At 68.5% G+C, this 14453-nt stretch carries 11 protein-coding genes; 5 read left to right on the forward strand and 6 right to left on the reverse strand.

What is annotated here, in order from left to right; all coding sequences use genetic code 11:
* Nucleotides 1–50: 50 nt before the first annotated feature.
* A complete protein-coding gene (locus I0D00_RS18805; RefSeq protein WP_213641333.1) occupies nucleotides 51–1298 on the forward strand; it encodes an MFS transporter in 1248 nt (415 codons plus the stop codon).
* Here the strand turns inward: I0D00_RS18805 and I0D00_RS18810 are convergent.
* Complete coding sequence (locus tag I0D00_RS18810; protein WP_213641334.1) at nucleotides 1295–2170, reverse strand: LysR family transcriptional regulator; 876 nt, start codon at nucleotides 2168–2170, stop codon at nucleotides 1295–1297. The genes I0D00_RS18805 and I0D00_RS18810 overlap by 4 nt on opposite strands.
* Nucleotides 2171–2278: 108 nt before the next feature.
* Here I0D00_RS18810 and I0D00_RS18815 point away from each other — a divergent pair, with 108 nt between their 5' ends.
* Together I0D00_RS18815 and I0D00_RS18820 are read left to right on the forward strand one after the other, a co-directional pair.
* A complete protein-coding gene (locus I0D00_RS18815) occupies nucleotides 2279–2695 on the forward strand; it encodes a DoxX family membrane protein (RefSeq protein WP_213641335.1) in 417 nt (138 codons plus the stop codon).
* On the forward strand, nucleotides 2692–3384 hold the full coding sequence (locus tag I0D00_RS18820; RefSeq protein ID WP_213641336.1) for a glutathione S-transferase family protein: 693 nt from the start codon (nucleotides 2692–2694) through the stop codon (nucleotides 3382–3384). Before I0D00_RS18815 ends, I0D00_RS18820 begins: the two co-directional genes overlap by 4 nt.
* Here I0D00_RS18820 and I0D00_RS18825 read toward each other — a convergent pair.
* Nucleotides 3381–3935, reverse strand: coding sequence for a DJ-1 family glyoxalase III (locus tag I0D00_RS18825; protein WP_213641337.1), 555 nt, complete (start codon nucleotides 3933–3935; stop codon nucleotides 3381–3383). The two genes, I0D00_RS18820 and I0D00_RS18825, sit on opposite strands and share 4 nt — an antisense overlap.
* 184 nt (nucleotides 3936–4119) lie before the next feature.
* On the opposite strand from I0D00_RS18825, the gene I0D00_RS18830 reads away from it, so the two are divergent.
* Together I0D00_RS18830 and trmA are read left to right on the forward strand one after the other, a co-directional pair.
* Nucleotides 4120–5412, forward strand: a complete 1293-nt coding sequence (locus I0D00_RS18830) for an NCS2 family permease (protein WP_213641338.1) — start codon at nucleotides 4120–4122, stop codon at nucleotides 5410–5412.
* 76 nt (nucleotides 5413–5488) lie between these two features.
* On the forward strand, nucleotides 5489–6577 hold the full coding sequence (trmA, locus tag I0D00_RS18835; protein ID WP_213641339.1) for a tRNA (uridine(54)-C5)-methyltransferase TrmA: 1089 nt from the start codon (nucleotides 5489–5491) through the stop codon (nucleotides 6575–6577).
* Nucleotides 6578–6598: 21 nt separating this feature from the next.
* Here the strand turns inward: trmA and I0D00_RS18840 are convergent, their stop codons facing one another.
* From I0D00_RS18840 to I0D00_RS18855, 4 genes are all read right to left on the reverse strand, one after another.
* Nucleotides 6599–9106: a response regulator gene (locus tag I0D00_RS18840; RefSeq protein ID WP_213641340.1), complete on the reverse strand. Its 2508-nt coding sequence runs from the start codon at nucleotides 9104–9106 to the stop codon at nucleotides 6599–6601.
* A 242-nt stretch (nucleotides 9107–9348) separates the two neighbouring features.
* Entirely contained in the window at nucleotides 9349–10788 is a 1440-nt protein-coding gene (locus tag I0D00_RS18845; protein WP_213641341.1) for a sigma-54-dependent transcriptional regulator, read from the reverse strand.
* 12 nt (nucleotides 10789–10800) lie between these two features.
* Nucleotides 10801–13398: a response regulator gene (locus tag I0D00_RS18850; protein ID WP_213641342.1), complete on the reverse strand. Its 2598-nt coding sequence runs from the start codon at nucleotides 13396–13398 to the stop codon at nucleotides 10801–10803.
* The gene (locus tag I0D00_RS18855) at nucleotides 13395–14270 is read right to left on the reverse strand and encodes a phosphate/phosphite/phosphonate ABC transporter substrate-binding protein (protein WP_213641343.1); all 876 of its coding nucleotides are present in this window, start codon (nucleotides 14268–14270) and stop codon (nucleotides 13395–13397) included. The genes I0D00_RS18850 and I0D00_RS18855 overlap by 4 nt, the downstream gene beginning before the upstream one ends.
* Nucleotides 14271–14453: the final 183 nt, after the last annotated feature.

A 14453-nucleotide genomic window follows, 5' to 3' on the forward strand; every position in this document is an offset into this window, starting at 1 on the left:
CGCCCGTGCTAGGCTGTGGCGGCCATCGTTAGCCTGCTAAAGAATTCGCCATGTCCGTCCACGGCCAGCTGCTCCTGCGCCATCAGCGCCCCTTCATCGCCTTCTGGCTGGCACGGGTGTGCACCGCCAGCGGCTTCCAGATGCTCACCGTGGCCATCGGCTGGCATATGTACCAGCTGACCGGCAGCGTGCTCGACCTGGGCCTGGTGGGCCTGGTCGAGTTCCTGCCGCGGGTGCTGTTCATGCTGCACACCGGCCATGTCGCCGACCGCTACGACCGCCGCCAGGTGGCCGCGCTGTGCCAGGCCGGACAGTTGCTGATCGCCCTGGCCCTGGTGCTGGGCAGCAGCAGCGGCGAGGTGACCCGCGAGCTGATCTTCGTCCTGGCCTTCCTCCTGGGCGCCGCCCGCGCCTTCGAGATGCCGGCGACCCAGGCGCTGCTGCCCAGCCTGGTGCCGCCGGCGCTGTTCCCCGCCGCGGTGGCCGCCTCGGCCTCGGCCATGCAGACGGCAACGATCGCCGCGCCGGCCCTCGGCGGCTTCCTCTACGCCTTCGGCAGCCTGTGGGTGTACGCGCCGACCGCCCTGCTCTACGGCCTGGCCTGCGCCCTGATGCTCGGCCTGCCGCCACGCCAGGAGCCGCTACGCAAGGAGCGCGCGACGCTGCATTCGCTGCTGGCCGGCATCCGCTATATCCGCAGCCGCCGCGACATCTTCGGCGCCATCTCCCTGGACCTGTGCGCCGTGCTGCTCGGCGGCGCCACCGCCCTGCTGCCGGTGTTCGCCAAGGACATCCTGCTCACCGGCCCCTGGGGCCTGGGCCTGCTGCGCTCGGCGCCGGCGGTCGGCGCGCTGCTGATGTCCTTCTGGCTGGCGCGGTTTCCCATCGAACGCCAGGTCGGCAGGACCATGTTCAGCGCGGTGGCGGTGTTCGGCGTGGCGACCATCGCCTTCGGCCTGTCCACCTCCTTCTGGTTCAGCCTGGCGGTGCTGGTGGTGCTCGGCGCGGCGGACATGATCAGCATGGTGATCCGCGGCGCCTTCGTGCAGCTGCAGACCCCGGACGCCATGCGCGGCCGGGTCAGCGCGGTGAACGGCCTGTTCATCGGCGCCTCCAACCAGCTCGGCGAGTTCGAGTCGGGGCTCACCGCCCACTGGTTCGGCACGGTGCCGGCGGTGGTCCTGGGCGGGGTCGGCACCCTGCTGGTGACCGGCGCCTGGATCAGGCTGTTCCCGAGCCTGGCCCGGCGCGACCGGTTGCAGGAGCCCGAGGAGCCGACCGAGGCACTGCGCCCTTAGTGCAGCAGGCGCGGGTCGGCGCTCAGGCGCTGGTAGAGGAATTCGCCCAGCGCGCGGATGCGCGCCACCCCGCGCAGGTCCGGATGGGTCAGCACCCAGACCCGGGTGTCCAGCGCCGGGTCGGGCTCGGCCAGGCGCACCAGTTCGTCGTGGGCCTCGGCCAACGGACAGAGCAACAGGCCGACGCCCATGCCCTGGCGCACGCACTCGACCATGCCCACCAGGCTGTCGCTGCGCGCCACCACCTGCTCATTGGCCACCCGCGCGGCCAGCCAGGCAGCCTGCTCCAGGTGCGCCAGGCTCTCGTCGGGGGCCACCCACAGGTGCTCACTCAGCGCCAGCGCCGCCGGCCGCCCGGCCAGGTAGGCGGACGAGGCATAGAGCGCCGTCTGGATACGCCCCACGCAGCGCCCCAGCAGGTTTTCCGGCGGCCGGTTGGTGCCGCGCACCGCCATGTCCGCCTCGCGCTGGGTCAGGCGCAGAAAGCTGTTGTTGATCACCAGCTGCAGCTGGACGCCCGGATGCTGTTCACGGAACTCGGCCAGCAACGGGGTCAGCAGGCCGGCGAACAGGGTGTCGGTGGAGGTCAGGCGGATGCTGCCGCGAATCTGCAGGTCCTGCCCCAGCAGCTGGCGCTCGGCCCGCTCGATCTGCTCGCTGACACCGGCCAGCTGGGCGGCCAGCGCCTCCCCCGCCACGGTCAGCTGGTAGCCGCCGGGCAGGCGCTGGAACAGGGCGACGCCGAGCCGCTCCTCCAGGCGCTGCAGGCGCCGCAGCACGGTGCTGTGGTTGACCCGCAGGGTGCGCGACGCCCGGCTGATCGAGCCGCCCTGGGCGACGGCGAGGAAGTACTGCAGGTCGCTCCAGTCCATCTCTGCAAATCCGCATAATGATTTTGCGGATATTGAGAATTTATCCGCTGATTTGCAAAGCATAGCCTGGACTCACGGCACCTCAGCCAACAGACCGGAGTTCCGATCATGCCCAGCCTAGACCTGCCCTATGCCCCCGCCGCCGCGCGCCTGCTGCTGCGCATCGGCCTGGCCGCCATGTGGATCAGCCACGGCCTGGTGCTCAAGCTGCTGACCTTCGGCGTCGACGGCCTCGGCAGCTGGCTGAGCGGAATCGGCCTGCCGTCCGCCCTGGCCCTGCCGCTGATCGTCGCCGAGACCCTCGGCGGCCTGCTGATCCTGCTCGGCTTCTACGGCCGCTGGGTATCCCTGGCGCTGCTGCCGATCCTGCTCGGCGCACTGCTGATCCATGCGCCCAATGGCTGGGTGTTCAGCAACCCCGACGGCGGCTGGGAATACCCGCTGTTCCTCGCCGCCATGTCCCTGGTCCACATCCTGCTCGGCGACGGCCCGCTGGCCCTGAAAGCCGAAGGAGCCACCCCATGAACACATCCCTGGAGTTGATCAGTCACCCGCTGTGCCCCTACGTGCAACGGGCGGCCATCGTCCTCGCCGAGAAGGGCGTGGCCTTCCGTCGCCGCGACGTCGACCTGGGCGACAAGCCGGCCTGGTTCCTCGCCCTGTCGCCGCTGGGCAAGGTGCCGCTGCTGCGCAGCGAACGCGGCGTGCTGTTCGAGTCGGCGGTAATCGCCGAGTACCTCGACGAGACCCTGGCGCCGCGCCTGCACCCGGAAGACGCCTTCGAACGCGCCCGCCACCGCGCCTGGATCGAGTTCGCCTCGGCCGTGCTCAACGACGTCGCGCGCTTCTACAACGCCGCCGACGCGGCCCAACTGGAGGCCCAGCACCAGACCCTGCGCCGGCGCTTCGAACAGCTGGAGGACGCACTGGGCGAGGGCCCCTGGTTCGCCGGGGCGACCTTCTCCCTGGTGGATGCGGCCTTCGCCCCGGTGTTCCGCTACTGGCAGGTGTTCGAGCGCATCGCCGACTTCGCCACCTTCGCCGGCCTGGCCGGGGTCGAGCGCTGGCGCCGGGTCCTGGCCGAGCGGCCTTCGGTGCGCGGCGCGGCACCGGCGGACTACCCCGAGCGGCTGTGGCAGTTCATCGCCCGCCGCGACAGCCAGCTGGCGACCCTGCGCGCCCAGCGCACGGCGGCTGCGGCGACGCCGGCCTAGGACGCCAGCATCGCCTCGGCCACCTGCTGGCGGGGGCCGCGCCCGCGCAGCTGCTCCACCAGCGTCAAGGCGAAGGCCAGGGCGGTGCCGGGCCCCTGGCTGGTGATGCAGTTGCCGTCGACCACCACCGGCTCGTCGACGAAGCTGCAGCCGGACAGGCGATCGCTGAAGCTGGGGTAGCAGGTCATGCGCCGCTGCCTGAGCACCCCGAAAGGCTGCAGGGCCATGGCCGGCGCCGCACAGATGGCGGCGTAGAACTTGCCGGCCTTGGCTTGCTGGCGCACCCGCTCGGCCAGCGGCTCATGCTCGCCCAGGCGCTGGGCGCCGGGCATGCCGCCGGGCAGCACGATCAGGTCGAACTCCTGGGCCAGCACGTCGACCAGCATGGCATCGGCGGTCAGGCGCGTGCCGCGGGCGCAGGTGATCATCCGCCGGCCCTCGATGCTGGCCACCACCACCTCGATCTCGGCGCGGCGCAGCACGTCGATCAGGGTCACGCATTCGAGGTCCTCGACACCATCGGCTACGGTGATTACGGCGCGTGTGCTCATGCTGTTCTCCTCGACAGGGAAGGGAAATCCGCTGACCTTCCGGTCACAAATTCACCGGCTAAAGCCTAGCTGATATGATGCGCGCCTTTTCCAGAACCCCCCGCAAAAACCGCCGCCCTTGGGCGGATGTGCTTTGCTTGCGGTCTGCACATCAACGGCGCCATCCGCGCCACAGGGAGACGCCATGCTGGAACGCCTATTCCGACTCAAAGCGCACAACACCACGGTGCGCACCGAGATCCTCGCCGGTCTCACCACCTTCCTGACCATGGCCTACATCCTCTTCGTCAACCCCAGCATCCTCGCCGAGACCGGCATGGACCGCGGCGCGGTGTTCGTCGCCACCTGCCTGGCCGCGGCCATCGGCTCGGCGATCATGGGCCTGCTGGCCAACTACCCGATCGCCCTGGCGCCGGGCATGGGCCTCAACGCCTTCTTCACCTATACCGTGGTGCTGACCATGGGCCATACCTGGCAGGTGGCCCTGGGCGCGGTGTTCCTCTCCGGGGTGATCTTCTTCCTGCTGTCGATCTTCAAGGTCCGCGAATGGATCATCAACAGCATCCCCCTGGCCCTGCGTGCCGGCATCGCCGCCGGTATCGGCCTGTTCCTGGCGATCATCGCCCTGAAGAACGCCGGCATCGTCATCGACCACCCGGCCACCCTGGTAACCCTCGGCGACATGACCGCAGGCGGGCCGCTGCTGGCCTGCCTGGGCTTCTTCATCATCGCCGCCCTGGCCTACCGCCGCGTCACCGGCGCGGTGATGATCGGCATCCTGCTGATCACCGGCCTGTCCATCGTCCTCGGCCTGTCGCAGTTGGACGCCGTGGTGTCCATGCCGCCCTCGGTGATGCCGACCCTGCTGCAACTGGACATCATGGGCGCCCTGGATATCGGCCTGCTCAGCGTGATTTTCGCCTTCCTGTTCGTCGACCTGTTCGACACCTCCGGCACCCTGGTCGGCGTGGCCCAGAAGGCCGACCTGCTGGACAAGGACGGTAAGATGCCGCGCCTGGGGCGCGCCCTACTGGCCGACAGCACCGCGACCATGGCCGGCGCGGCCCTGGGCACCAGCACCACCACCAGCTACATCGAGTCGGCGGCCGGCATCAGCTCTGGCGGGCGCACCGGCCTGACCGCCTGCGTGGTCGCCCTGCTGTTCCTCCTCAGCCTGTTCTTCGCCCCCCTGGCCGGCGCCGTGCCGGCCTACGCCACCGCCCCGGCGCTGCTGTTCGTCGCGGTGCTGATGATGAGCAGCCTGGCGCAGATCGACTGGGACGACCTGACCGTCGCCGCGCCGGTGGCGGCGGCCGCCCTGGCCATGCCGCTGACCTTCTCCATCGCCAACGGCATCGCCTTCGGCTTCATCACCTGGACCCTGGTCAAGGTCCTGGCCGGCCGCTGGCGCGACCTCAACCCGGCGCTGGTGATACTCTCGGCGCTGTTCGTGATCAAGCTGGGCTTCTTCGCCTGATCCCCCCAGCCAGCCCTCCAGGAGCGGGCCAGTCCCGCTCCTGTCCGTTTCAGCCGCAAGCAATGTCGAGTAGTCCATGAGCCGTCCCCAGTTCGATCCCGCCACCTATGCCGCCCAGCTAGACGAGAAGAAGCAGCGCCTGATCGAGCTGCTGGCGCCGTTCGCCGCACCGGCACCGGAGGTCTTCGACTCGCCCCGCGAGCACTACCGTCTGCGCGCCGAGTTCCGCCTGTGGCGCGAGGGCGAGGATCGCCACTACGCCATGTTCGAGGCCGGCGACAAGCACGCGCCGATCCTGCTGGACGACTTCCCCATCGCCAGCGCCCGGATCAACGAGCTGATGCCGCGCCTGAAAAGCGCCTGGCAGGCCAGCAAGGTGCTGAGCTTCAAGCTGTTCCAGGTCGAGTTCCTCACCACTTTGGCCGGCGACGCGCTGATCACCCTGTGCTACCACCGCCCGCTTGACGAAACCTGGCAGGCCGAGGCGGAGAAACTGGCGGCGGATTTACAGGTGAGTATCGTCGGCCGCTCGCGCGGCAAGCGCATCGTCATCGGCCGCGACCACGTCCTCGAAGAGTTGCAGGTGGCCGGGCGCAGCTACCGCTACCGCCAGCCGGAGGGCGCCTTCACCCAGCCCAACGGCGAGGTGTGCCAGAAGATGCTCGGCTGGGCCTTCGAGGCGCTCGGCGAACGCGACGACGACCTGCTGGAGCTGTACTGCGGCAACGGCAACTTCACCCTGCCCCTGGCCACCCGGGTGCGCAAGGTGCTGGCCACCGAGATCAGCAAGAGCTCGGTGAATGCCGCCCTGGCCAACCTGGCCGACAACGGCGTCGACAACGTCACCCTGGTGCGCCTGTCCGCCGAGGAGCTGACCGAGGCGCTCAACGAGGTGCGACCGTTCCGCCGCCTGGCCGACGTCGATCTCAAGAGCTACCAGTTCGGCAGCGTGTTCGTCGATCCGCCGCGCGCCGGCATGGACCCGGACACCTGCGAGCTGACCCGGCGTTTCGACAGGATTCTGTACATCTCCTGCAACCCCGAGACCCTGGCCGCCAACATCGCCCAGCTCGGCGACACCCACAAGGTGACGCGCTGCGCGCTGTTCGACCAGTTCCCCTACACCCACCACATGGAAGCCGGGGTGCTGCTGGAGCGGCGCTGAGGCGCTCCGGACAGCAGGGACTCAGACTTCGGCGCCAGGCCGGCAAGTGGCGATGGCCTGCAGCAGCTCCGGCTTGTCGATCGGCTTGGCGATGAAACCGTCCAGCCCCTCGGCCAGATAGCGCTCCCTGTCCCCCGCCATGGTGTGTGCGGTGACCGCCACCACCTTGGGGCAATGCTCGCCCAGCAGGGTGCGGATGCGCCGGGTCGCCTCCACCCCGGTCATCTGCGGCATCGAGATGTCCATCAGGATCAGGTCGAACGTCTGCTGCTGGACCAGCTCGATGGCCTGTGTGCCACTGTCGGCATAGTGCAGTTCGTGCCCCTGGCCCTCGAGCAGGCACTCGACCACCAGCTGGTTGCTCGGCGAGTCATCCACCACCAGGATGCGCCGGCTCGCCTGTTCGTGCGTTACCGGCGCGCGGTCCTGCGCCGCCCTGGTGACAGGCTCGACGGCCGAGCAGGCCAGGGTCAGGCTGACGATGAAGCGCGCGCCGCCTAGCGGCGAGTCGTCGACCTCGATATCGCCGCCCATCATTCGCGCCAGGCGGCGGGAGATCGCCAGCCCCAGGCCGACCCCATTATGCTCGCGGGTGAGGGAATCATCGCCCTGGGCGAAGGCCTGGAACAGCTGGCCGCGCTGCGCCGGCTCGATACCCGGCCCGGAGTCATCGACGCAGAAGCGCAGCTGCAGCCGCCCCTCTGCCGCCGGCGCGGCAGCGACGGACAGGCGCACCAAGCCAGCCGCGGTGAACTTCACCGCATTGGCCAACAGGTTGAAGAGTATCTGGCGCAGGCGCACGGTATCGCCCAGGCACTGCAGCGGCAGCCCTGTTCCGGCCTGGTAGTCGAAGGCCAGGCCCTTGCGCTCGCAGCTGGACTCGGCGTAGTTGAGCGCCGGCTTCACCAGGTCGAGCAGGCGGAACGGCGCGACCTCCAGCTCCAGCTTGCCGGACTCGATGCGGGCCAGGTCGAGTATCTCGTTGACCAGCGACAGCAGATGCTTGCCGGAACGGTTGGCCACCGACAGCCGCCCCCGCTCCTCGAACGAGAGACGGGGGCTCGACTCGAAAGCGGAGAGGATGCCGATCACCACGTTGAGCGGCGTGCGTAGCTCATGGCTGACAGTGGCCAGGAAGGCGCTCTTCGCCTCGTTGGAGGCGTCCGCGCGGCGCTTGGCCTCGGTCAGCTCGCGCTCCTTGGCCTTGAGGTCGCTGATGTCGACGCGGATGCCGGCCAGGCCGCCGTCGCGCATGCGCCGCTGGATGACCCGCAGCACCCGGCCATCGCTCAGCTGCTCCTCATAGGATTCGCCACGGACATGCTGGTCCAGCTTGACCTTGAGCTGCCCGGCCATGGCCCCCTCGCCCTCGACGGCGGCGAACTGGCCCTGCTCGATGCCGTACTGGATGATATTGCTGGCCGAGGTGCCTGCCTGGATGACCGGTGCACTGAGTTGGTAGGTACGGCGGAAGTTGGCGTTGCACAGCACCAGCCGGTCCTCGGCGTCGAAGATGGCGAAGGCGTCGGGAATGGCCTCGATGGCATCGACCAGACGGTTCTCGCTGCGGCGCAGGTTGTCGGTGGCCTCGTCCACCATGCGCCGCAAGCGCACCGGCAGACGCAGCAGGGCATAGAAACCGCCCGCCAGGAGCAGCGCCAGGACATAGAGCAGCACGCGCAACTCCAGCCGGTGGCTCGCCGTGGCCAGCCAGCCCGAGGCCGGCACCCCGGCCAGTTGCCAGATGCCGCCGGGCAGCACCACGTCCATGGTGATCGGCGAGTCGGCGAACACCTCGGGCTGACCGTACAACTGCTCGCCGTCGGCACCCAGGCCGTCCTTGCCGCGGATGGCGATCTCGATGTCGCCGGCGTCGCCCGCCGCCTGACGGGCCCGCTCGACGATGGAGTACCAGTCGATCAGCACCGTGGCGAAGCCCCAGAAACGCTCTTGCTCGCGGGCGTCGTCGTTGACGAAGATCGGGTAGCGGCCAATGATCGCGGTGCCGCCCTGGATCAGCTCGACCGGCCCGGCCACCCACAGCTGCCGCGAGTCGATCGCCCGTTGCGCGGCTTCGCGGCGGGCCGGGTCGCCCAGCAGGTCGTGACCGATGGCCCCCCGGTTGGCCTCGTAGGGCCAGACATGGGTGACGATGCCGTCGGGCGCCAGCTGCAGGCTCCTGATGTGCTCGTCGTTGCCGGCCAGCTCCGCGGCGATGCGCGCGAACAGGCGCTCGTCGACCTGCGCGCTGGCCATCGGCAGGCCGATCAAGCCCTTCACCTGGTAGAGGTCGCCATTGAGGTAGGACTCCAGCTGGGCGCGCACGATCGACAACTGCTGCAGCACCGCCTGCTCCTCGGCCAGGCGGCTGGCCCGGGCGTCCTCCTGGAAATAGGCCTGCAAAGCGACCAGGTTGACCGCTCCAAGCAACGCCGCCAGGCAGGCGGCGGCCAACCATTGCTGCCACCAGCGACGGCGCGTGGCGCGTGCTGGCGGTGTGGCTAGCGGGTCGTTGGCGTTTCTGCTCATGAACGAAGTCTCCTCTGTCATGCAGTGGTACTTCGCAAAACCCAGGCCAGCCCTACGCAGGCGCGCGAAGCAAAATGCCAGTCCCCTCGCACGCCTTATCCATCCAAGACAAGCAACTGAAATATATGAATTTATTTAAACAAACCGAATAACCGGCGGGAATCTCGCGCGGCGCCCTTCGCGCGGCATTACCGCGCCTCAGGCAATTTGCTTCGCAAAATGCAAAGCAAATTGCTGGGCATTTAGCCAAGCACCGCGTCCACCGCCGCCTTTTCCCAGGCCTGGCGCTTGCGGTACAGGGTCGAGGCACTGACCTCCAGCAGCGCCGCCGCCTTCGGCAAGTTGCCGCCGCAGATGGCGATGGCGCGCTCGATGATGCGCTTCTCCTCCAGCCACAGGGGGCTGATCTCCTGGTCCTCGCGTTCCGCGGCGGAGGCGGCCGGACGCGTGCGGGCCGCGGGGCTCGAGCCCTGCGTGTCCACCACCCCCTTCTGCAGGATGGCGTGCAACGACTCGGGCAGCATCTCGACGGTCAGCTGCTCGCCCTCGCCGAGCACCACCATGTTCATGATGACGTTCTCCAGCTCGCGCACATTGCCGGGCCAGGGATAGGCACGCATGATCGCCTCCACCTCCTTGGAGAAGCCCTGGAACGCCTTGTTCTCCCGGGCGCAGATGTCCTGGAGCAGCTTGCGGGCGATCAGCAGGCAGTCGCCGCCGCGTTCGCGCAGCGGCGGCAGGCGCAAGGGGATCACGTGCAGGCGATAGTACAGATCCTCGCGAAAGCGCCCGGCTCGCACCTCCTCCAGCGGATCGCGGTTGGTCGCGCAGACGAAGCGGATATCGACCTGCTGGCTGACGCTGGAACCGACCTTCTGGAAGGTCCCGGACTGGATGAAGCGCAGCAGCTTGCTCTGCAGGTCCAGATCCATCTCGCAGAGTTCGTCGAGAAACAGCGTGCCGCCGTCGGCCAGAGTCGCCGCGCCGTCGCGCTCGCTGTGGGCGCCGGTGAACGCGCCCTTCACGTGGCCGAATATCTCGCTCTCCATCAGGTCGCGGGGAATGGCGGCGCAGTTGATGGTCAGGAAGGCCTGCCCGGCCCTGTCACTGAGGCGATGGACCGCCTCGGCGCACAGCTCCTTGCCGGTGCCGCTCTCGCCGGTGATGAAGATGCTGGCACGACTGGACGCCGCACTCTCGATGACCCGGTAGACCCCCTGCATTACCGGCGAGGCGCCGACCAGGCCCTCGAACTGCTCACGTTCGTAGCATTGCTGGTAGCTGTCGAGCATGTCCTCGAGGCGGTGCTGCTTGAGCACGTTGTTGACGGTGACCAGCAGGCGGCTGGCATCTATGGGCTTGGTCAGGAAATCCACCGCGCCCAGGTGCACCGCGTCCATGGCCACACTGGCCGAGTCGTTGGCGGTGACCACCACCACCGCCACGTCTATGGCCTTCTCGTTGATGAAACGCAGGACCTCGAAGCCATGCATGTCCGGCAGGCTGAGGTCCAGCAGCACCAGTTGAAAGCGCGCCTCGCCGAGCGCCAGGAGCGCGTCCTTGCCGCTTGCCGCGTGCACCACGTCATAGCCCTTGGCGTCGAGGTACTCGCGGTACAGGGTGGCCAGGGGCAGGCTGTCTTCGACCAACAGCACCGAGGTGTTTGCTCCACTCTCGCGCATCGATGTTCTCCACTAGGCCGGTTGGCTGATATTGAAGCGCTGGCGGTAGGCCGCCAGGGTAATGCGCAGGGTATCGCTGGTTTCCGGCAGCAGCTGGGCCACCCGCTCCCGATCCATGCGCTTGCACGCCGACTCGATCTCCCGAGCCAGCGCCGAGAGCTGGCTGGCGCCGAAGGTGGCGGCATTGCTCTTGAGGGTATGCGCCTCGTCCTCCACGCCGTGGCAGTCCAGCCGGGCCAGGTGCTCGTGAATGGCGTCCATGCGCCGCTGCGCCTCGTTGACGAACAGCCCGATCATCCGTTCGAGCATCGCATCGGAGGTTTCCGCCGCCAGGCGCGTGAGAATGGCCTCGTCCATCAGTTTCAATCCAGACATGGTATCCGCCTCTGTGTGGGATGGGTCGGCCTGCACCAGGCAGCCGTCGATGGCCTGGAGCAGGGATTCGCGGGTGAACGGCTTGCCGACGAAGCCGTTCATGCCCACCGCCCGGCAGCGCTGGGTATCTTCGCGCATGGCGTTGGCGGTGAGGGCGATGATCGGGATGGCGGCATAGGCCGCCTGCCCCTCGCGGATGCGCCGGGTGGCCTCGAGACCGTCCATGGACGGCATGCGCACGTCCATCAGGACCAGGTCGAAAGACGCCTGCCCCAGCAGCTCCAGCACCTGATGGCCGTTCTCGGCGACCGCGACCTGGTAGCCGGCTTGCTCGAGCTGGGTGACCGCCACCAGCTGATTGGCCGGGCTGTCCTCGGCCAGCAGAATCCGCCCCTGCCGGCGCGGTGCCGGGGCGGCGGTGCCGGACGAGCGCGAAGGGCGCGGGGCCAGTTCCAACAGCTGCAACAGCCGCGAGTAGCACACCGGCTTCTCGATCACCTCGCAGCTGCCGCTGCCCGGCCCCATGACCGAGGTGGCGAGACGCTTGCGGTCCGCCATCAGTACCAGCCGCGCGCCGGCGCGCTGGACACTCTCGAGCCGGTGCCGGGCGGGCGCATCCAGCGCCTCGGCGGCGTCGAGGAACAGCCAGCCCGGTACTGTCTCCGGCGCCCCGCTCACACCGGCGCACGCCTGCGTGCTCAGGCCGAACAGGTTCAGCTGGCGCACCAGCACATCGGCCAGCACCGAATTCGACGACACCACCCAGGCGTTCCCCGACAACGGCCGCGGCGCCGGCCCGTCTTCGACGATGCCCAGCGGCACGCGGAAGCTGAAGGTCGAGCCTTGCCCCAGGCTGCTGTCGAGGCGAATCGAGCCGCCCATGGCTTCGACCAGGCGGCTGCAGATCGACAGGCCCAGACCGGCGCCGCCATGCAGGGTCGCGTCGGTGCTGTCGACCTGGGTGAAGGCCTCGAAGATCGCCGCCTGCTTGAGCGCGGGAATGCCGATCCCGGTATCGCTGACCGAACACTCCAGGGTGAAGCGCTCGCCCTCGCGCTCGGCCAGCTGCAGGCGCAGGATAACCCCGCCCTCGCGGGTGAACTTGATGGCATTGTCGATCAGGTTCAGCAGCACTTGGCGCAGACGCGCCTCGTCGCCCAGGCAGCGGCGCGGCAGGTCGGGCTCGTAGAGCATGCCCAGGTCGATCTGCCGGTCGCTGAGCTGCAGCGCCTTGACCGCCAGGGCCGACTCGCACAGCTCCACCAGATCGAAAGGCGCGCTGACCAGGTCCAGGGCCCCGGACTCGATGCGCGCGAAGTCGAGGATGTTGTTGATCAGCGCCAGCAGCACGCTGGCCGACTGTTGCGCCGACTCGATGTACAGCTGCTGGCTGTCGTTAAGCGCGCTCTCGGCCAGCAGATCGACGCAGCCCATCATGGCGTTGAGCGGCGAGCGGATCTCGTGGGTGACGTGGGCGAGGAAGTCGGACTTGGCCTGGTTGGCCTTCTCCGCCGCCTCCTTGGCCTGCAGCAGACCCTGCTCGGCCTGCTGGCGCTCCTGTTCGCGCTGGCTCAGCGCGCGGGACATACGATTGAAAGCCAGGGCCAGGTCGTGGAACTCGCGACTGGTGACCACGCCGAGGGGCGCATCGGTTTCCCCCCGCTCGATCCGGTTGAGACCGGCGCGCAGACTGCTCAGGTCCCGGGTCAGCAGCACGCCGATCAGCCAGGAGGTCGCCACCACCAGCAACAACGCCAGCACGGCGATCACGATCAGGCGGTCGCGGGCCTCGCCGAACAACCGCTCGAACGCGGTGGTGGCCATACCCAGTTCGAGGTAGCCGACCGGGAATTCGTCGACGTAGATCACCTTCTGCACATCGAACACGCCATCGGCCACCGCCGCCACCCTAAGGTCCGGCTCCCGGCCGAGCGGATGCTGCGGGCTGGAGCCGCGGTCCACCAGCACCCGCTGGTTGTCGCGAATGCGCAGGTACAGGCTGTCACTGTTGGCCATCACGCTCTCGGCCACCGCCTCCAGCGCCGCCAGGTCCGACGACACCACGGCGTCGCGCACCAGCACCGCCAACTCCTCCGCCTCGGCGTCGAAACGCTCGGTGAAGGACTGCTCGTTGGACACGCGCAGGAAGTACAGGCTGGTCCACACCAGACCGATCAGGATCAGGGTCTCGACCAGGGCGATCCCGAGGATGACCTTCAGCCGGAAGGAGATCATGGCGTCTCGCCTCCCGGCCCGTCCTGCGCCTCCAGCGTGCCCGGCAGGCCCTGCCAGTCCAACGCGCCTATCGCCGCGTAATCGCCGTGGTCGACCGCGGCAAAGGCGTGGATCCTCAGTTTTTTCAGCAGCTGCCGGCCTCGCGCCGATGCGCTCAGGTCGATCAGCGCCTGCTGCACCTGCAGCTGGCGCGCTGGCCCTACGCGGGGGTGCGCGGCGATGGGATGGGGCGGGTAGCCCGGCGACTGCCACAGTACCCGCAGCGACTCGCGCGCCGCCGGGCTGGTGCTATCGAGCGTGCGGCGCACGCCGCCACCGGCCGCGGCGAAACCGCGCTGCACGTTGAAGTACACCGAATCGTGACTGCGCACGAACTTCACCGCGACCGGGATACCGCGGGCGGCCAGCTCCCGGCGGGTGAGCAGCGAGGCGGCAAAGGCCGCCGGCGAGGGAAACACCATTTGCTCGCCGGCCAGGTCCTCCAGGCGCTTGAAGCGGCTGTCGCGACGCACCACGATCAGCCCCTTGAGCCGCCCCGGCGACTGCGCCGCCAGCGCGTTGTAGCCGCTGGCCCGACTGAAGACCGAGTAATGGTAGGGGTTCATGTAGGCCAGGTCATAGTCGCCGCGGTGCAGGGCATCCTCGAAGGCCGGGATGTCCGCTGCGGTCTTGAACACCAGTTCGATCCCGCTGGCGCTGCGGACCTGCTCGATCAGCGGCTGCCACAGGGAGTACAGCTTGGCCGCCGGCTGCTGTGGCACCACCCCCAGGGTCAGCACCTGCGCGCCGCTGGTCTGGGCCAGGCCCAGGCCGAGCAGCAGCACGGCACGAGGCAGGAAGGGGTGGCGGGAGGTCACGCGTGGCTTGCTCATGATCGGGGCTCGAATGGCGGTGTCGAAAAGTACGAAGCAAATTCAGGACCAGCCGCAGAACGCCTCGCCTTTCGCCGTAAAGGGCCGGCCGAGCCGTGATTTTTCGCACTTTGCTTTGCATTTTGCGAATAGGCCCTGCAACTCTAGACCCATTTTGCAAAAAACTGCGGCCGCCTCCTGCGC

It is taken from the genome of Pseudomonas lalucatii (genome assembly GCF_018398425.1).
GTDB lineage: Bacteria > Pseudomonadota > Gammaproteobacteria > Pseudomonadales > Pseudomonadaceae > Aquipseudomonas > Aquipseudomonas lalucatii.

Bases quoted from the DNA above. Each gene is read 5' to 3' on its own strand.
- I0D00_RS18805 (WP_213641333.1), top strand. From the start codon at position 51: ATGTCCGTCCACGGCCAGCTGCTCCTGCGCCATCAGCGCCCCTTCATC.
- I0D00_RS18810 (WP_213641334.1), bottom strand. From the start codon at position 2,170: ATGGACTGGAGCGACCTGCAGTACTTCCTCGCCGTCGCCCAGGGCGGC.
- I0D00_RS18815 (WP_213641335.1), top strand. From the start codon at position 2,279: ATGCCCAGCCTAGACCTGCCCTATGCCCCCGCCGCCGCGCGCCTGCTG.
- I0D00_RS18820 (WP_213641336.1), top strand. From the start codon at position 2,692: ATGAACACATCCCTGGAGTTGATCAGTCACCCGCTGTGCCCCTACGTG.
- I0D00_RS18825 (WP_213641337.1), bottom strand. From the start codon at position 3,935: ATGAGCACACGCGCCGTAATCACCGTAGCCGATGGTGTCGAGGACCTC.
- I0D00_RS18830 (WP_213641338.1), top strand. From the start codon at position 4,120: ATGCTGGAACGCCTATTCCGACTCAAAGCGCACAACACCACGGTGCGC.
- trmA (WP_213641339.1), top strand. From the start codon at position 5,489: ATGAGCCGTCCCCAGTTCGATCCCGCCACCTATGCCGCCCAGCTAGAC.
- I0D00_RS18840 (WP_213641340.1), bottom strand. From the start codon at position 9,106: ATGAGCAGAAACGCCAACGACCCGCTAGCCACACCGCCAGCACGCGCC.
- I0D00_RS18845 (WP_213641341.1), bottom strand. From the start codon at position 10,788: ATGCGCGAGAGTGGAGCAAACACCTCGGTGCTGTTGGTCGAAGACAGC.
- I0D00_RS18850 (WP_213641342.1), bottom strand. From the start codon at position 13,398: ATGATCTCCTTCCGGCTGAAGGTCATCCTCGGGATCGCCCTGGTCGAG.
- I0D00_RS18855 (WP_213641343.1), bottom strand. From the start codon at position 14,270: ATGAGCAAGCCACGCGTGACCTCCCGCCACCCCTTCCTGCCTCGTGCC.